Origin of the sequence: sulfur-oxidizing endosymbiont of Gigantopelta aegis (assembly GCF_016097415.1) — a bacterium.
Classification (GTDB): Bacteria; Pseudomonadota; Gammaproteobacteria; order GRL18; family GRL18; genus GRL18.
This window is the reverse complement of the sequence record NZ_JAEHGE010000001.1, coordinates 2,076,286-2,096,047: the sequence shown is the minus strand read 5'-3', so window position 1 is coordinate 2,096,047 and position 19,762 is coordinate 2,076,286. Positions and strand designations below refer to the sequence as shown.

Here is a 19,762-nt window from a genome sequence, read left to right as displayed (position 1 = left end):
CTTGAATATTCAGTACATTGGACGCTCGCAGTAGGTTCAACTGAGGTTTCTAGGTTAAACATCTTAAGCTAAAAAAAGGCCCACAAAGAAAAATGGGGTCTCATTTTGACTTAAATTCTTCTACAGAAAAGCCCAAAGAGTACCCCATTTCTATCAAAGATATTTTTAAATATTATAGATTATAAAAAGTATCTTTTCCTGGATAAATAGCATCATCACCCAGCTCTTCACTGATACGAATCAATTGATTGTATTTAGAAATTCTATCCGAACGTGATAAAGAACCGGTTTTAATCTGACCACAAGAAGTTGCCACGGCTAAATCAGCAATGGTTGTATCTTCGGTTTCACCTGAACGATGAGAAACCACTGCGGTATAACCTGCATCTTTGGCCATCTGAATGGCTTCCATGGTTTCAGTCAAAGTACCAATTTGGTTCACTTTAATTAAAATAGAATTAGCGATCCCCTTATCAATGCCTTCTTTAAAGATCTTAGGATTAGTCACATACAAATCATCACCCACCAATTGGACTTTCTTACCTAATTTTTCAGTGAGTAATTTCCAACCTTCCCAATCACCTTCATCCAAGCCATCTTCAACGGTAATCAACGGATATTTATCAACCCATGCAGCTAAATAATCAACCATTTCTGCCGAGGTTAACGACTTATTTTCAGAGGCTAAAACATACTTGCCATCCTTATAAAATTCCGAGCTTGCCGCATCAATACCGATAAATATATCTTCACCCGCCTTATAACCTGCGGCTTCAATGGCTTCGATAATAATTTCAATCGCCGCCTCATTCGAAGGTAAATCAGGTGCAAAGCCCCCTTCATCACCCACTGTGGTACTCAACCCCTTACTGCTGAGTACCTTCTTCAGCGCATGAAATACTTCAGCACCATAACGAATAGCTTCAGCCATTGATTTAGCGCCCGTCGGTAAAATCATAAATTCCTGAATATCGACATTATTATCAGCATGTTCACCACCATTGATGATATTCATCATTGGCACAGGCATAGTAAATGGGCCATCGGCATTCACTGCCAATTGGCGGAACAAAGACACGCCATTAGCCTTAGCAGAAGCGTGTGCTACAGCCAAAGAAACAGCCAACAATGCATTAGCCCCTAAACGGTCTTTATTTTCAGTACCATCCAGCTCAATCATAGTATTATCAATTGCTTTTTGATCATCTGCCGCCAGACCTAAAACAGCATCTCTGATTTCACCATTCACATTGGCCACTGCATTCAGGACACCCTTGCCCAGAAAACGTGACTTATCGCCATCACGCAATTCAATCGCTTCTCTAGCACCGGTTGAAGCACCTGAAGGAACAATGGCTCTTCCCATTGCGCCACAGGCTAAAAACACATCAGCTTCAACGGTTGGATTACCGCGTGAATCAATTACTTCTCTTGCTTTTACGTCAACGATTCTTAAATCTGACATTAGTTTTCCTTAATTTATTTGTGTTAACTTTCTGTTATTTATTTTCTATAAACTATTTATCTTTACATTTGTAGGATGTGGTGAATACAACGAACTGCATCAAAGGTGTCTCTTTAAAATCATTGATGCGGTTCGTTCCTCACCACATCCTACATCTGAAGTATATTGCTTGCTTACAAACAGTCTTCCGCAAAAGGCTGCGACTTAACCAGTTGATCGATATCCATCAACATTTTTATTAGCTCACTCATCTTGTCCAAAGGCCATGAGTTTGGCCCATCACTTAATGCTTTTTCCGGTTCAGGATGGGTTTCCATAAACAAACCTGACACCCCACTGGCAACCGCTGCACGTGCCAATACTGGAACAAATTCACGATTACCACCGGAGCAACCACCCAAGCCACCGGGCTGTTGCACCGAATGTGTGGCATCATAAACAACCGGGCAACCAGTTTCTCTCATTACCGCAAGAGAACGCATATCTGACACGAGGTTGTTATAACCAAAACTCACACCCCGCTCACAGGCCATGATCTGTTGATTACCCGTTTCTTTTGCCTTATCAATGACATTTTTCATATCCCAGGGTGCAAGAAACTGACCCTTTTTAATATTGATTGGCATACCGATTTTGGCGACACTTTGAATAAAATTGGTTTGACGACATAAAAAAGCAGGGGTTTGCAAGACATCAACCACATCAGCAATTTCATCTAGGGGGCTGTCTTCATGCACATCCGTTAAAATAGGCAATTCCAATTCATCTTTTACTTTTTGTAAAATTCTTAGCCCTTCGGCCAGACCCGGTCCACGATAACTGCTACTGGAAGTACGATTAGCCTTATCAAATGAAGACTTATAAATAAAAGATATATTCAGGGCCGAGGTAATTTCTTTTAATTTCTCTGCCGTAAACATGGCCATCTGTTCACTTTCGATCACGCAGGGGCCGGCAATTAAAAATAAGCGCTCATCCAAGCCAACTTCAAAGCCACATAAATTAAAAGCATTTGCAGCCATTAGAATAATTTCCCTTCTTCGTTTTCGATACTCAAACCAGCACTCACACGTGCCGCATTAATATAACTGGTGAATAAAGGGTGGCCATCACGAGGTGTTGAGGTAAATTCAGGATGGAATTGACACCCCAAGAACCAAGGATGCTCGGCCACTTCAACCACTTCGACCAAGTTTTCATCAATAGAAATACCCGTGAATTTTAGTCCCGCATTGGCCAAGGGTTCGCGGTATTGATTATTGAATTCATAACGATGGCGATGACGTTCAACGATGACTTCTTTAGCATAGGTCTTTTTCACCAATGAGCTGTCAACCAATTTACAAGGCTGACCACCCAAACGCATCGTACCGCCCATATCGGTGTTCTCATCACGGGTTTCCACGGTGCCATCTTCTCTTAACCATTCAGTGATTAAGGCGATCACAGGATTTGGCGTCAAGGCATCAAATTCCGTACTATGCGCCTTATCAAGCTGGGCAACATTACGGGCATATTCAATCACTGCCACCTGCATTCCCAGACAAATCCCCAGATAAGGCACTTTATTTTCCCGTGCATATTGTGCGGCAAGGATTTTACCTTCTACACCCCGCGTACCAAAGCCACCGGGTACAAGAATCGCATCTATGTCTTTGAGGCAATCAATGCCTTCTTTTTCAATTTCTTCAGAATCAATATAGGTGATTTTCACCTTAGTTGCGGTATGAATACCCGCATGAATCAAAGATTCAGATAATGATTTGTAGGATTCAGTCAAATCGACATACTTGCCCACCATGGCAACATGCACTTCACCCTTGGGGTTATTCTGCGCATCAACAACAGCTTGCCATTGTGATAAATCCGCATCAGGCACATCTAACTTGAGCTTTTCAACCACTAATTGATCCAGATTTTGCTCATGATATAGCATAGGAATACGATAGATGCTGTCTACGTCAATGGCTGAAATAACACCGCGTTCTTCTACATTGGTAAATAAAGCAATTTTACGGCGTTCTTCTTCCGGAATTTCACGATCAGCACGACAGACTAAAATATCAGGACGAATGCCAATGGATTGTAATTCTTTGACCGAGTGTTGAGTGGGTTTAGTTTTCAATTCCCCTGCAGTCGAAATGTAAGGCAATAAAGTCAGGTGCATATACAAGGTATGCTCACTGCCCATTTGAATACCTAATTGACGGATGGCTTCAAGAAAAGGTAATGACTCAATATCGCCTACCGTGCCGCCAATTTCAATCATGGCGACATCAGCATCACCCGCACCTAAATGAATACGCTGTTTAATCTCATCAGTAATATGGGGGATAACCTGAACCGTTGCACCCAGATAATCACCCCGGCGCTCTTTGGATAAGACGCTTTCGTAGACACGACCTGCAGTAAAGTTATTGCTTTGATGCATATTAGTGCGAACAAAGCGTTCATAATGCCCTAAATCCAAATCGGTTTCAGCACCATCTTCGGTCACATAAACCTCACCATGTTGAAAAGGACTCATGGTGCCAGGATCAACATTAATATAGGGGTCGAGTTTTAATAAAGTGACTTTTAAGCCGCGCGCTTCCAGCAAAGCAGCCAGTGAAGCGGAGGCAATTCCTTTGCCTAAAGAAGAAACAACACCACCGGTAATAAAGATATATTTGGTCATTAGAATTTATCAGGCTCTTAGGATTTTCAATTGTGCATGTAAGAAATAATCACCGATTTTACCGTTTATTGGTATAAATTTCATCTCAAACTTAGGCAATTTTATTTATTTTTACAAGTTTGCCAGAGAATCATCACTAAATCATTGGATTCTGCACTTTTTAGTGATTGATTAACGATATTATGACCAATTTGAACCAATTCATCGCCCCAAAAAACCAAGGGCATCTGTTCTCGTTCCCAGGGTGGAATGCCCTGCTCCTGAAACCAGTGCTTCAATGGATGAGAATGGCCATCAAGGTGTTTTCGATACCGCTCTCCACCCTTTCTAAAGCGTATTGTGATCGGCTTAGAAAATAGTTGCTGACAATTATAGGCAGCACTCGTTTGAGTCGCCTCACAAGAAAGTAGTTGAATACAACGATTAGTATTGACGATCTTTAACTCTACCCCAATAATCGACTCATCCAAGATTAATATTTGTGAGCTGTCAAAATCTGCTAAATTATGCTGTTTAAATGAAACATCCAGCAAATACAATTTATCCCGATAACGTCTGATTTCACAATGAAAATTTTCTCTTGTCCAGGCAACCAATGGCATTGCATCATCACCCGCGAACAAGGCATGATGAACGATTTGTTCTAATATTTTTTTTGATGGCAAGGGTAATTCATTGCGATGAATCCAATAGCGCAATAAATTATTTAAGCGGGCAAGTTCTAGTGGCGATTTTTTCAATAATGATAATGTGGGTGTAATTAGAAGTTTATCTTTTTCTAAGACGGCCTCCGCATTTTTAAAAAATAAGTGCTGCGCATCATTTTCAGCCAATTCATCCAATAAGGATTGTGATTCAGATAAAATCTCAGCCGATTTGGCAAAATTTTCTTTGACTGCAGGCCAACGCTCTTCAAGTAAGGGCATGATGGTGTGACGTAGATAGTTACGATCAAAGCGCTGTTCTAAATTGCTTTCATCCTCAACCCATTCCAATTGATGTTGTTTGGCATAATCAATAATTGCCTGCTTTTGATAGTCGATGATGGGGCGGCATAAAAAACCTTTAGCAAAGGTCTTGCTACGAGGCATGGCTGAAAGACCTTTAGTGCCCGCACCACGTAACAATTGTAACAATAGGGTTTCAGCCTGATCATCAAGGTGTTGAGCGGTCAATAAACACTCATTTTCAGCCAATATCTGACTAAAAGCATGATAACGAGCCAATCGGGCGGCTGCCTCAGGACTTTGACCATTTTTAGGACGGGCATCGACTTCAATAATGGTCAGGGGAATATCCAGTTCAAAACAAATATGTTGGCAATGCTGCCCCCATTTTTTTGCTTGAGAACTTAAACCATGATCAATATAAACTGCCGAAAAAGACTGTTCAAAGCCATTAGGTGAATTCTTCAGTTGGGAACAGAGATGTAATAAAACATGGGAATCAACCCCACCGCTATAAGCAACAAGAAATTTGTCAGCTTTGGATATTTTTTCTAGATGGAAATGAAACGCCTGAGGGGTAATCGACATTTGGGCTCTTCATGTTATTGCCTACGAATGAATTACTACTAATTTGTAGGCATTATTGAAGGTGGATGCGCAAGTTGATCCACCCTAACGCTTAGGTTTCAACTTAGGTTTCAATGTAGTTGCCAAATTTCATCAAGCGCTCATAACGAGAATCAAGCAATCTATCGGTTGGCATTTCCTGTAAGTGTTCCAGTGTTTCCAATAAGGATTGTTTTAATTTTTTAGCCATACTGACGTGATCACGATGGGCACCACCAATGGGCTCATCAATAATTTGGTCAATCAAGCCTAATTCTTTTAAGCGTGATGAAGTAATGCCCATGGCTTCAGCAGCTTCAGAAGCTTTTTCTGCACTCTTCCATAAAATAGTCGCACAGCCTTCAGGTGAAATCACAGAGTAAGTGCTGTATTGCAATAAATTGACACGATCACCAATACCAATTGCCAATGCGCCACCCGAGCCACCTTCACCGATGACAGTGCAGATAATGGGCACTTTTAATTCAGCCATTTCAATCAAATTACGGGCAATCGCTTCACTTTGGCCGCGTTCTTCCGCACCAACACCAGGATACGCACCCGGAGTGTCGATAAAGGTTAAAATAGGTAACTTAAAACGCTCTGCCAATTTCATTAAACGCAGCGCTTTACGATAGCCTTCAGGGCGCGGCATACCAAAGTTACGCTTCACTTTCTCCGCCGTATCACGGCCTTTTTGTTGACCGATGATCATAACCGGAATACCGTCCAAACGCGCCAGACCACCCACAATTGGCGCATCATCCGCATAGGCGCGATCACCATGAAGTTCTTCAAAATCAGTGAACATGTGTTCAACATAATCCAGAGTATATGGACGCATGGGATGGCGGGCTAATTGTGATATCTGCCAGGGTGTTAAATCTTTGAAAATAGATTCCGTCAGCGTCTTGCTTTTCCCCTGCAGGGTCGAAATTTCTTCGGATAAATTCAGGTCGGTATCATTGCCCACATAGCGTAATTCTTCAATTTTAGCTTCAAGTTCCGCTATAGGTTGTTCAAAATCAAGAAAATTTGGGTTCATGTTATCATTCTTATCTTTTTATTCCTGAATCCTTCAGAAACAAGCTTAATTAGTGTGTACTAATCTATGATTATAACACTTTTAATTGCGTTAAAACAGGCTACTAATTCATAAGTTATAATTAAAAAATGACGTAACTTAAGGCCAAGTAACGGATAAATTTTCCGAGGGTGATAAACAATAGCGCTTTAAACCAGGGGATCTTAACGAGGCCAGCAACAACACAGAGCGGATCGCCGATAATCGGGAGAAAACTAAAGAACAGTATGGGTGAGCCGTGTTTTTTTAGCCATGTTTCAGCTTTAAGACGGGTTTTATTCGTGGTTTGCTTTTCTTTGTAGAAGCCCTTGCGAATAAAAAATCCTATCAGCCAATTAGTCATCCCTCCCAGCGAATTACCCGTGCCAACAATGAGGATCAACAGGCCTGTATCCCAGGCTTGTTGTGACAACATCCATAAAAATAAGCCTTCTGAGCCGCCGGGCAATAACGTAGCCGAGGTAAAGCCACTGATAAATAAGCCCCATAATGATATGCTGGAGTCAATCATACTTAAGGCAATAGCTGAAACAATAGCTGAAAAATCAACGGTACATAATCTTGCTCTGTGAGTGCGTCAGCTTATCAATACGACTCAGTAACTCTTTACTTAAGTGTACTCGCCACTCATCGGATAGACGAATAGATGTTGTTGCTTTAAGGCCGGTATAATTATAAACCACGGGACATTCACCGCCTTCCCTAAAGGGTTCTAGCACTTCTTTGAAGTTATTGACAAAAGTTTCATCAACTTGCTGATGGTTAATATCTACCGAGAGACGACGAGCATAGTGATTACGCGCCGTATCTAAGTCATAAATCATATCAACGGTGATTCGAGCATTGCCGGAGTAACGATCCAAGCCTAATTCACCAGAAATAACAATCACTGAGTCCTTGACCAAAATAGCTTGGAATTGCTCATATTTTTCTGCAAACAAGGCCACTTCCTGACGACCACTGCGATCATCAATGGTAATAAAGGCCATTTTATTACCACGCTTAGTCATCATGGTACGCATGGCAATAATCAAGCCGGCAATGACAATATTTTGATTCTTTTCTGGATTCAACTCCATCAATCGATGAGTCGTAAAATGGCGCAATTCATCAAGATATTGCTCAATAGGATGGCCGGTAAGATACAAGCCCAAAGTATCTTTCTCAAAACGTAGCCGTTCATCTTCCGGCCACTCATCTAAGGTTTCGAAGTTACATGAGCTGTCTTCTGAAGTACTATCTAAAGAGCCCGTATCAAAAAAATCACTGCCAAATAAATCATCTTGCCCTACGGCTTGAGCCTTAGAAAATTGATCGGCTGCTTTAGTTGCTTCAGGAATGGCATTAAACAATGTCGCACGGCTTAAGCCAAAGACATCCAACGCACCGGCTTTGGCCAGTGTTTCCATCACCCGTTTATTACAGCGGCGCAAATCGACTCGATTGCAAAAATCTTGAAAATCTTTATATTCACCATCCTTCTCACGCGCCTCAACGATACTTTCAATTGCGCCTTCACCAACGCCTTTGATAGCGCCCAAGCCATAGACCACTTCATCCGTTTCGCTGACCGTGAATTTATATTCGGATAAATTCACATTCGGTGTGATGACTTTTATTTCATCATCTCGACACTCTTCAATAACCACCACTACTTTTTCAGTATTATCCATATCCGCAGATAAAACGGCTGCCATAAAGGCTTCTACATAATGGGTTTTTAGCCATAGTGTTTGATAAGAAACCAGTGCATAGGCTGCTGAGTGTGATTTGTTAAAACCATAAGCAGCAAATTTTTCCATCTGGTCAAAAATGTGTCGAGCAATGTCTTTATCAACCCCGTTTTCAACCGAGCCATCCTCAAAGATAGAACGTTGCTCTGCCATGACTTCAGGCTTTTTCTTACCCATGGCTCGGCGCAGTAAATCCGCCCCACCCAGCGTATAGCCAGCTAAGACCTGAGAAATTTGCATCACCTGTTCCTGATACAAAATCGTACCATAGGTGGGCTGTAAAATAGGTTCCAGAGAAGGATGCGGATATTCTACTTTTTGGCGACCATGCTTACGGTCAATGAAGTCATCCACCATGCCCGACTGCAAAGGGCCGGGGCGGAACAAAGCTACCAAGGCCACAATATCTTCAAAACAATCCGGTTGCAGACGCTTAATCAGATCTTTCATGCCCCGAGATTCAAGCTGAAAAACAGCAGTAGTATTGCTGGCTTTAAGGGTTTTAAATGCGGCACGATCTTCTAAATCGATTTGTACTATATCAACATCTGTTTCACCCAGCTTACGTTTTCGAGCATTAATAATTTTCAATGCCCAGTCAACCACTGTCAGTGTTTTTAGTCCTAAGAAGTCAAATTTAACCAGGCCCACGGTTTCCACATCATTTTTATCATACTGCGTGACAATGCTTTGGGAGCCATCTTCACAGTAAATGGGTGAGAAGTCATTAATATCGCTGGGCGATATAACCACTCCCCCAGCATGCTTACCGACGTTTTTGGTGATGCCTTCTAAGGACAATGCCATATCGATTAAGTCATGCACCGCCTCATCTTCATCATAGCGACGTTGTAATTCTTCTTCCTGCTCCATGGCCTGAGAAATGGTAATACCGATGTCCATAGGAATGAGCTTGGCAATTGAATCTACAAAGCCATAGCCCTGCCCCTGTACGCGCCCCACATCTCGAATTGCTGCTTTAGCCGCCATTGAACCAAAGGTAATAATTTGCGAAACCCGATCACGACCATAGGTTTCAGCCACATATTGAATAACTTTTTCCCGGCCTTCCATACAGAAGTCAATATCAAAATCTGGCATGGAAACTCGCTCAGGATTGAGAAATCGCTCAAAGAGTAAATCATATTCCAGCGGGTCAAGATCGGTAATGGTCATGGCATAGGCCACTAATGAACCCGCACCCGAACCACGACCCGGCCCTACCGGCACATCATTTTCTTTGGACCATTGAATAAAGTCGGCAACAATTAAAAAGTAACCGGGAAAACCCATTTGGGTAATAACGTCCAGTTCAATGTCCAGCCGTTCACGATATTCTTTAATTTTGTCTTGAAATTCAGGTTTATCTTCGGTGAAATCTTTACCCCAAAGCTGGGGAAAGCGCTTATTCAAGCCATCATGAGAAAGTTGTCGGAAGTATTCATCCATACTCAAACCTTCTGGAATGGGAAAATTCGGTAGGAAGTTTTCACCTAAATGCAGAGTCACATTACAACGCTTGGCAATGGCGACACTATTTTCAATGGCTTCTGGAATATCTTCAAATAAGACATTCATTTCGTCTTTAGACTTCAGGTATTGCTCTTCTGAATAATCTTTTGGCCGTCTTTTATCAGCCAACACCCGCCCTTGATTCACACAAACCCGGGCATCATGCGCAGCAAAGTCTTCTTTTACCAAAAAACGCACCGCATTGGTCGCCACGACAGGTAGACCCAAACGTGTTGCACTAGCAACCGCACGATGTAAAAAAGTTTCATCACCACTGCGCGAGGTTCTTAGTAACTCTAGATACAAGCTGTCAGGAAAAAGGCTTTTATAATCGACTAATAAAGCTTCTGCCTCGTTAATTTTATCCTCTAATAATAATTGACCGACATCACTTTCTCTGCCTAATAAGGTGAGCAAACCAGATGCGTGATCTTTTAACCACTCCCATTCAACCATAGCCTTGCCAAGATGTTGTCCCTGAAGATAACTGAGGCTGATGAGTTTTTTTAGATTTAAGTAGCCATCATTGTTTTTACATAGTACTAATAAGCGAAAGGGTTTACCTAGTTCTTCTTTATTTTGTAGCCATAAATCAGCACCCAGAATAGGTTTTATACCTGCCCCTAGACATGCCTGATAGATTTTTACCAGGGCATATAAATTACTTTGATCTGTAATCGCTATGGCCGGCATTTCAGCTTTTTGGATGGCTTTAATTAAGGGTTTTAGGCGAACTATACCATCTACAAGAGAGAATTCAGTGTGGAGGTTTAGATGAATAAATTGCTTCGACATGGACTTGTGTGACCTTAAATTTAAAACTGCTGGATCGGCTATTGATTTTTCTTTATTCTTTTTCTTTTGCTCTACCACTCCCCGCGAGATGCATGACTCTATTAAGAGGTTAGAGAGGTGTAGGTGGGTTTTTCAGGGGGCTTTTCGAGGCAGGACGCCGAGGATGAGCGAGCCATGGAGGGCCTTGAAGCGTCCTTGAAGTGTCCCCCAGAAAAGTCCACCTATACCTCTCTAGCCTCTGGACTTTAAAGAGTCATCATCGAGCACCCTCTGCACTGGCTTATAACTTCGCCGATGAATCGGCGTAACACCCAATTTCTCCAAGGCCGCAATATGAACCTTAGTCGGATAGCCTTTATGTTTAGCAAAGCCATACCCCGGATAAACCGCATCTAAAACAATCATCTCATTATCTCGAAACACTTTAGCCAAAATAGAAGCGGCACTAATCGCAGCGACCCTGGAGTCTCCCTTAACCACTGCCTCACTCGGAAAAGCAATGTCAGGGCAAAACTTGCCATCCACTAATACTTTATCAGGCTTAATTTCCAAGCCTTCAACGGCACGCTTCATCGCTAATAAAGTCGCGTGAAAGATATTCAGCGCATCAATCTCTTCATGCTCAGCCCGGGCAATGCAGAAACAAAGGGCTTTTTCTCTTATTTCTAAGGCCAGTACTTCACGTTTTTTTTCACTCAGTTTTTTTGAATCATCCAACCCGACAATAGGATTATTCGGATCAAGGATCACAGCAGCGGTAACCACTGCCCCTGCTAGAGGGCCACGCCCCACTTCATCCACACCAGCAATATGACCGCTCAAATTTAAATATAAGGGATCAAAGGCCATTTTATTTTATAGAACCCCGCGCCTTAACATAATCGATTACCGCTTGTGCAGCACTTTGATTGGCATTTTTACGCAATAAGGAATGGATATCATTAAAGATTTCTAGCTTATTTTGCCACAAGTCATCAGATAACAAATTTAATAACTTTGGGGTTAAATTCTCTGCACAAACATCCGTCTGGGTGATTTCTTCCACCAGATATTCACCGGCTAATAAATTAGGCAAGGAATAATACGGTACTTTTAATAAACGTTTGGCAATCCAATAAGTGATTGGCGCTAATTTATAGGCCACTAACATCGGTTTTTTAAGTAACAAGGCTTCTAATGCCGCTGTGCCGGATGCTAACATGACTGCATCAGCTGCTGCCATTACATTTCTGGAATGACCATCAAACAATATAAAACGCGAACGAGCCTCCGGATCATTTGCAGTTTGCTCATTCAGCTCTTGCTCAAAAAAATGACGAGTTTTGCTATTAACAAAAGGAATTGTGAACAATAACTCAGGTTGCTGTTTTAAACTTGATAACATCGTTTCAATAAAAGGCTTCGCTAGGCGACTGACTTCTGACATACGACTGCCCGGTAGAACAGCAATGACATGATGCTTTGCAGCAACTTCCAAATGAATTTTTTCACGCGCCTGATGGGTATCAACCGCTAAATCAATTTCATCCGCTAAGGTATGTCCAACATATTTTACAGAAATTTTATGATTTTCGTAAAATCTTGCCTCAAAGGGGAATAGCGTCAACATTAAATCAACGGCTGAAGCTATTTTAGCCAGACGATATTGACGCCATGCCCAAACGGAAGGGCTCACATAATGAATCGTACCGATACCGGCTTTTTTTAAGGTTGCTTCAATAACCAAATTAAAATCAGGCGCATCAATGCCGATAAAAACATCCGGTGGATTATTAAGAAAATGAGCGATGAGTTCTTTACGAATAGCGGACAACTCACGATAGTGAGCCAAGACTTCAACCAAGCCCATAACGGATAGTTTTTCCGCTGGATAAATGGCATGACAGCCGGCCTCAACCATTAGCGGGCCAGCGATACCTTCAAATTGTGCATCAGGGTATTGTGCTAAAATACCCTGCATTAAACCCGCTGCAAGAATGTCGCCCGAAGCTTCTCCGGCAATAATGCCAATACGCATCAGCGAATAATTCCCCGGTTGACATTGTTACCCAGAAAATCAATCATACGACTTAAATCAGAGCAGTTGGTTGCCAACTCATTGATTTCAGTAATTGCATCATCCAATGTGAGGTTGGATCGATATAAGGCCTTATAGGCATTGCGAATTGCTTTTATAGATTCTGCTGAAAAGCCATGACGTTTAAGTCCTTCAATGTTCAAGCCGTGGGGCTTGGCCATGTGCCCTGAAACCATCACATAGGGAGGAATATCTTTTGAAATAACACTATTCATGGCGGTAAAACAATAAGATCCGATAGTGCAAAATTGATGTATTAATGAAAATCCACCTAATATTGCATGGCTATGAATATTAACATGCCCTGCCAAGGCTACATTATTGGCCAGAATAATATCATCAGCAATAATGCAATCATGAGCCACATGAACATAGGCCATAATAAGATTGTCACTGCCAATAGTGGTGGCACCACGATCTTGAACTGTACCCCGATTTAGAGTAGTAAATTCTCGGATGATATTTCTATTGCCAATTTCCAGAGTAGTGTCTTCACCCTGATACTTCTTATCTTGTGGCGCTTCACCAATTGAGCCAAATTGAAAAAAAGTATTGTCCTTACCGATATGAGTCGGGCCATTGATGACCACATGCGAAGCAATTTTATTGCCGCTATCAATTGTTACTTTTTTACCAATAACAGAATAAGCACCCACTTCCACATCATCTGCAAGTTCCGCAGCAGGATCAATGATTGCAGTGGGGTGAATTAAACTCATTTAGGCATCTCGCTCCGCGCACATTAATTCTGCCGAGGCCACTAATTGATCATCTACTGTCGCAACCGCTGCAAATTTCCATACGCCACGCATATTTTTAATCACATCAACCTTGAGTATCAGCTGTTCACCTGGATTGACCGGACGTTTAAAACGTGCTTTATCAATGCCCACTAAATAATAGAGTGAGTCGCCATTGGGCTTAGTTCCGGTTGATTTATATGCTAGGATACCCGTCGCCTGAGCAAGAGCTTCAATAACCAATACACCCGGCAAAATAGGCTTTTGTGGGAAATGTCCAGTAAATTGCGGTTCGTTATAAGTCACATTTTTTAGTGCAGTCAAGGACTTACCCGATTCAAAATCAAGCACTTTATCCACCAGTAAAAACGGGTAGCGGTGAGGAAGATGATCCATAATATCCTGGATATCCATTGTATTAAGTTGCTTTTCCATTAAATTCTTCTTTTAACTCGTATAAAAACGTAAATTGAATGTTTTATGTTCGTAAGCTGTTATTTTGTAAATTATTATAATTGCAAGCTATTATGTTTTTGCTATTTTATTAAGCTTTTTTTCTAGTTCGCTTATGCGTCTTGCCATTTTATCTAATTGTTTAAAGCGAATAAAATTTTTGTGCCATTGTGCGTTTTCCTGCAAGGGCGTGCCAGAGGAATAAACACCGGATTCTTTAATTGACTTAGTCACCAATGAAGTGGCGGTAATGTGTACATGATCAGCAATCGTCAAATGTCCCAAAATACCTGAACCACCACCTATTGCACATTGTTTGCCAATAGTTGAACTGCCTGCAACACCGACACAACCGGCAATAGCGGTATGTTCTCCAATGTGAACATTATGAGCAATTTGAATCAGGTTATCCAGTTTAACACCGTTTTCAATCACCGTGTCTTCTATTGCACCACGATCAATGGTGGTATTAGCGCCCACTTCAACTTTATCACCAATAATAACCGTTCCCAGTTGGGGTACTTTGAGCCATTGGCCTTTTTCATTGGCAATACCAAAACCATCACTGCCTATCACTGCACCCGAGTGAATGATACATTGCTCACCAATCTGCACATTGTCATAAACAGAAACATTGGCATACAAAACACTATTGTTGGCAATAGTGACATTTTTGCCAATAACACAGCCAGCATGAAGGCTAACATTGTTGCTAATATTGCTATTTTCACCAATAACAACATTGGCTCCAATTAAGCTATTTTCACCTAATTGAACATTGTCAGCCATTATAACGCTTGGGGCTATTTGTGTTTTCTGTATGGGTGTTTGGGTAAGCCAGGTCGCTATTTTTGCATAGGCCAGATAAGGATCAGCAACCACAATGGCATTACTTGGACAATCAGCCAAGTCATCAGCATGCAATATGACCACAGTCGCCTGAGTTATTTTGAGAAACTTATGGTACTTTCGATTTGAAAAAAAACTCAATTCGTTTTGCTGTGCCAACTCCAGTGTCGCAATACCCGAAATAAGGGTATTGGGATCACCTTTGATTGTAGCACCAACGATATCGGCCAATTCTTGTAAGCTGGCCTGTCGCGTAGAGATAGACATTAATTAAGCTTACTTATTCTTAACGACCGCTATATTGCTTTTTTAACTGCGCTAATATTTTATCAGTAATATCAATTTGTTTGCTCGCATAAATCACGCCATCACTGATAATTAAGTCATATTTTTCATTTTTAGCAATGGTTTGAATTGACTTCAGCACAGCTTTTTGTAATTTAACCAATTCTTCATTTTGACGAATACTTAAATCTTCTTTAAAGGCTGCCTTATCACGTTCTAAATCTCTTCTTAATAAAGTAATTTTTCTTTTCAGCTTGTTCAATTCACCGGCAGATAGAATAGCGGCATCTTTTTGTAGCTTGATGGCATTGCTTTTTATTTGTTTTTGTAATTTTACTAAGGATTTATCGCGTTTAGCGAATTCTTTTTGTAATTTATTACGGGCAGACTCTGCCTGCGGTGCTTTTTGTAGAAGCTTAGCTTGATTAACAAAAGCAATTTTCTGTCCTGCATAAGCAAATGATACGCTAAACAGCAATACCATTAAAACTAATAAACGTGGCAATGTAGGCATTTTTTTCTCCCTAAAATTTAAGATAATACCATCAGCTCTGTATTAGCTAATCGCATTTAAACATCAATAATAAAACTAATTGCAGAATGCTGTACTCTGCCTCAACTTACCGCATAAAACAGAAATTTAGTTGATTATATTTAAAATAATTTAAAAATTCTGACCAAACGAGAACTGGAACACTTCCGTATCGTCACCCGATTTTTCGTTTAGCGGTACTGCCATACTCACTCTTAATAAACCAAAGGGGCTCAACCAAGCACCGGCTATACCTGTAGTATAGCGCAACTCCCCAATTTCAAAATCACCCGCCGTTGCAAATACATTACCCATATCAACAAAGCCACTTAAACGATAAGCCGATGAATCTTTTACGAACGGCACTGGTAAAATAATTTCTGCATTACCAATGACTTTTAACTCACCACCTAATGGATCGCCTGTTGGGATTGTTGTTCCACCGGGATATGCTCCAAAGGGTGGAATATATTGAGGAGTATCATCCTTAGGCCCTAATGTATTAGATTTATAACCTCGGACATCACGCATACCACCGGCATAGTAACGCTCAAATGGCGGGAATGAATCGCCACCAATGGTACCTGCATAACCCAAATTACCTTTTAGCATAAAGGTAGTCGTTCGAGTCAACGGGAAGAAACGTTGTTGCACATAGTTTAAATGATAAAAACTTAAATCACTACCTGGCAGTGCCAAATCACCTGACAGGCGCTGTAATGCACCTCGGGTTGGGAAAATGGCCTTGTTACGTGTGTCATGTGACCAATTGGCCGAAAACCTCAGGGTATTGAAGTTTGTCCCTTCTTTAGCAACAAACTCTAAAATATTAAACGATGTTGAAAGTAGCGGATTACTAGGTAAATCAATATTGGTATTTTCAAAGTCCAAGCCAAAACCAATACGGTCAAATTCATTGATCGGTACACCAAAACCAACACCGATGCTGGCATTATCTGTTGCATAATTGGATAAATTTTCCTCTGCCAAATCCGTTTCACGCCAGGTTGCACGTAGGGTTCGACTGATGCCATCGTCAGTAAAGTACGGGTCTGTAACACTAATACTATACAAAGTATTGGCATCACTGGTATTCACCGCAAGCGCATAACGGTTACCTGTACCCAAAAAGTTATTCTGTGAAATGCTGAAGTTGAAAATAATACCCTGCGACTGGGAAAAACCGGCACCCGCATTAATACTACCCGTTGATTGCTCTTCTACAGTATAAGTCACATCCACCAAATCTGGTGAGCCGGGTACTGCTGGCGTCTCGACACTCACATTCTTAAAGAAACCCAGACGTTGTAGACGTGCTTTGGAGCGCTCTACATCAGTAGTGGAAATCCAGGAGTTTTCAAATTGGCGTATTTCACGGCGAATGACTCCATCGGCAGTACTGGCATTACCAATAATATTCACCCGACGGACATAAACACGGTTTCCCGGATCGACAAAGAAGGTAATGGCTACTTCTTTTTTGTCTTCGTTCACTTGAGGAATGGGGTTCACATTAGAAAAAGCGTAACCGGCCTTACCTAATAGATCAACAATCGACTCGCTGGTTTCAGTAATTTTTTTACGTGAGAAAAACTGACCTTTTTGAATATGAACAACAGGGAATATTTCTTTGGGCTCAATAATTAAATCACCCGCCAATTTCACCTCATTAATAGTATATTTTTCACCTTCGGACAGGTTAATAGTGATATACATATGCTTTTTATTCGGGGTAATGGCAACCTGAGTGGATTCAATTTTAAAGTTGATATACCCACGGTCAAGATAATAGGAACGCAATTTTTCCAAATCACCCGCTAATTTTTGTTTAGAATATTGGTCAGTTTTGGTATAGAAAGAGAATAGTGTTTTAGTCGTTAACTCCAATTCATCCAGTAAAGTTTCAGTGTCGAAGACATTATTGCCAACAATATTAATGCGATAAATCGTCGTCACTCGCCCTTCTGAAACATCTAAATGGATGCCAACACGATTACGTTCCAAGGGCGTTACTTTAGTTTCAATGCGTACGGCATATTTACCACGGGCAAAATACTGGCGCTTTAGCTCTTCAACCACACGTTGCAAGATAGACTTGTCATAGACTCGACCTTCAGCAAAACCGATTTGTTTCAAAGCCTTAGTGAGTTCTTCGGTCTCAATGTCTTTGTTGCCTTCGAATTTAATATCAGAAATGGCCGGACGTTCAATAACGAAGACAATCAAAGTATTGCCATCTTTCTCTAGACGTACATCTTTGAAAAAGCCTGTTTTATAAAGTTCACGAATGGATTTAGAAACAGTATGAGCATCAAGCCTATCGCCCACTTTCAACGGTAAGTAGTTAAACACTGTACCCGCAGAAATACGCTGCAAGCCTTCAACATTGATATCTTCAATAATAAATGATTCAGCTGAGAAGGCCATTGAGTGAACAAATAACAAACAGAGAAAAACAAAAGAAAAAACTGCGCGACGCATTAAGTGAGTTCCAATCATAATAAATAAGTAAAGTAACTTCGTCTCTATTTAATAACACTTAAACAAGCGGGACGAAGAAATAAATTCTCCAGAAAATCAGTTTGTATTCGCTACATAAATACCCAATAACAGGCAATTACGCAGTTTAATTTAGCAAGCGAGCAAAGTCATTATACAAGGCAACACTCATCAGCATCACTAAGAGTGTTACGCCTATTTTCAGGCCAATTTCCTGTACCATATCTGAAACAGGCGAGCCTTTAACTATCTCAACAATGTAAAACAATAAATGTCCACCATCCAGCATGGGAATCGGTAATAAATTAATCACCCCTAAACTCAAACTGACAATGGCTAAAAAGCGTAAAAAACTCTCAATACCGAGCTGTGCTGACTGTCCAGCCACCTCAGCAATGGTAATAGGCCCACTAATATTTTTGATGGACGCTTCACCGATGACTATTCTACCTAACATTTTTACTGTTAGCACTGATAAATCCCAAGTTTTTTCAATTCCTTTGGGAATCGCAGCAAAAATACCATATTGATGCATGGAATACATGGATTTTGGTAAGCCCGAGACTGACTTTGGGCGCACGCCAATACGACCAATCGTTCGATTAGCGCTTTTTGCTGAGCCAATTATCACTGCCAATGTTGAACGCTGAGCATTTCTTAAAATTTCAACACTGATCGTTTCACCCGGTCGATCGATAACGGCATTAACCAACTCTCGCCAGTGATCGATTGACTGCCCATCAATGGCAATAATTTGATCCCCAGCCTCGATTCCTGCCTTTGCTGCTGGCGAATCAACAGTCACTTCACTAATAATGACATCCTCAACTGGCAATTGAACCGTCAGGCCAATAATTTTATGTAGTTCAGAAGGTTCGACATCCTGAGCCATACTGGAAAAATCAAAATGGACTTTACGCTGATCGTTTAAAGTAATCGTGGCCGTACTGCGATCAAGAAAGGCTTCAAATAAATGTTCATAGACAGCACTCATTGTAGGCGTATCATTATCATCCACCGCAACGATGTGATCACCACTTCTAAGCCCTGATTCCCAAGAAATTGAAGTAGGAGCCAGTTTGCCCATAATAGGTTTCACCCCCTGAACCCCCATGACAAACATCAACCAAAAGGCAAAAGCAGCAAAAACAAAATTAATAAAAGGTCCCGCAAAAACAATGGCAAATCGTTTATAAACAGATTGGCGGTTGAAGGCACGGTGAACTTCATCCTCGGGCACATCAGCCTCTCTTTCATCCAGCATTTTGACATAGCCACCTAAGGGGATTGCAGCCAGCACAAACTCAGTATTATCTTTTTTGCCCCGAAAGCTAAATAAGGGCATACCAAAACCGATAGAAAAGCGTAGCACTTTGACATTGAGCTTTCTTGCCACCCAAAAATGACCAAACTCATGAATAGCCACTAATAAGGCAATAGTAAAAATAAAAGCGGGTAAAATAATAAAAAGATTATCCATTTAAAACAATGACGTCCTATAAATCATA

The 19,762-nt window shown here is 41.1% G+C and carries 15 protein-coding genes; all 15 read right to left on the bottom strand.

Annotation, left to right across the window (positions count from 1 at the left end):
• Positions 1–172 precede the first annotated feature (172 nt).
• Positions 173–1,465, bottom strand: coding sequence for a phosphopyruvate hydratase (gene eno / locus JEU79_RS10480; RefSeq protein WP_198264078.1), 1,293 nt, complete (start codon positions 1,463–1,465; stop codon positions 173–175).
• A gap of 173 nt (positions 1,466–1,638) precedes the next feature.
• Positions 1,639–2,487 (bottom strand): 3-deoxy-8-phosphooctulonate synthase, encoded by an 849-nt coding sequence (gene kdsA, locus JEU79_RS10475; protein WP_198264077.1) that lies wholly within the window; start codon positions 2,485–2,487, stop codon positions 1,639–1,641.
• Positions 2,487–4,142: a CTP synthase gene (pyrG, locus tag JEU79_RS10470; RefSeq protein WP_198264076.1), complete on the bottom strand. Its 1,656-nt coding sequence runs from the start codon at positions 4,140–4,142 to the stop codon at positions 2,487–2,489. Before pyrG ends, kdsA begins: the two co-directional genes overlap by 1 nt.
• A 101-nt stretch (positions 4,143–4,243) precedes the next feature.
• Positions 4,244–5,677: a tRNA lysidine(34) synthetase TilS gene (gene tilS, locus JEU79_RS10465; RefSeq protein ID WP_198264075.1), complete on the bottom strand. Its 1,434-nt coding sequence runs from the start codon at positions 5,675–5,677 to the stop codon at positions 4,244–4,246.
• A gap of 103 nt (positions 5,678–5,780) precedes the next feature.
• Entirely contained in the window at positions 5,781–6,740 is a 960-nt protein-coding gene (gene accA, locus JEU79_RS10460; protein ID WP_198264074.1) for an acetyl-CoA carboxylase carboxyl transferase subunit alpha, read from the bottom strand.
• A 121-nt stretch (positions 6,741–6,861) separates the two neighbouring features.
• Positions 6,862–7,290, bottom strand: a complete 429-nt coding sequence (locus JEU79_RS10455) for a YqaA family protein (RefSeq protein WP_198264073.1) — start codon at positions 7,288–7,290, stop codon at positions 6,862–6,864.
• A 34-nt stretch (positions 7,291–7,324) separates the two neighbouring features.
• Positions 7,325–10,819: a DNA polymerase III subunit alpha gene (gene dnaE / locus JEU79_RS10450; protein ID WP_198264072.1), complete on the bottom strand. Its 3,495-nt coding sequence runs from the start codon at positions 10,817–10,819 to the stop codon at positions 7,325–7,327.
• A gap of 231 nt (positions 10,820–11,050) precedes the next feature.
• Positions 11,051–11,668, bottom strand: a complete 618-nt coding sequence (gene rnhB, locus JEU79_RS10445) for a ribonuclease HII (protein WP_198264071.1) — start codon at positions 11,666–11,668, stop codon at positions 11,051–11,053.
• A gap of 1 nt (position 11,669) precedes the next feature.
• A complete protein-coding gene (gene lpxB / locus JEU79_RS10440) occupies positions 11,670–12,836 on the bottom strand; it encodes a lipid-A-disaccharide synthase (protein WP_198264070.1) in 1,167 nt (388 codons plus the stop codon).
• A complete protein-coding gene (gene lpxA / locus JEU79_RS10435; RefSeq protein ID WP_198264069.1) occupies positions 12,836–13,615 on the bottom strand; it encodes an acyl-ACP--UDP-N-acetylglucosamine O-acyltransferase in 780 nt (259 codons plus the stop codon). The genes lpxB and lpxA overlap by 1 nt, the downstream gene beginning before the upstream one ends.
• Positions 13,616–14,071, bottom strand: a complete 456-nt coding sequence (gene fabZ / locus JEU79_RS10430; protein WP_246540158.1) for a 3-hydroxyacyl-ACP dehydratase FabZ — start codon at positions 14,069–14,071, stop codon at positions 13,616–13,618. It abuts the gene before it with no gap.
• 90 nt (positions 14,072–14,161) lie between these two features.
• Entirely contained in the window at positions 14,162–15,205 is a 1,044-nt protein-coding gene (gene lpxD / locus JEU79_RS10425) for a UDP-3-O-(3-hydroxymyristoyl)glucosamine N-acyltransferase (RefSeq protein WP_198264068.1), read from the bottom strand.
• Positions 15,206–15,224: 19 nt separating this feature from the next.
• The gene (locus tag JEU79_RS10420) at positions 15,225–15,737 is read right to left on the bottom strand and encodes an OmpH/Skp family outer membrane protein (RefSeq protein WP_198264067.1); all 513 of its coding nucleotides are present in this window, start codon (positions 15,735–15,737) and stop codon (positions 15,225–15,227) included.
• Positions 15,738–15,887: 150 nt separating this feature from the next.
• Complete coding sequence (bamA, locus tag JEU79_RS10415; RefSeq protein ID WP_198264066.1) at positions 15,888–18,236, bottom strand: outer membrane protein assembly factor BamA; 2,349 nt, start codon at positions 18,234–18,236, stop codon at positions 15,888–15,890.
• A 145-nt stretch (positions 18,237–18,381) separates the two neighbouring features.
• Complete coding sequence (gene rseP / locus JEU79_RS10410) at positions 18,382–19,734, bottom strand: RIP metalloprotease RseP (RefSeq protein ID WP_198264065.1); 1,353 nt, start codon at positions 19,732–19,734, stop codon at positions 18,382–18,384.
• Between the last annotated feature and the right edge of the window lie 28 nt (positions 19,735–19,762).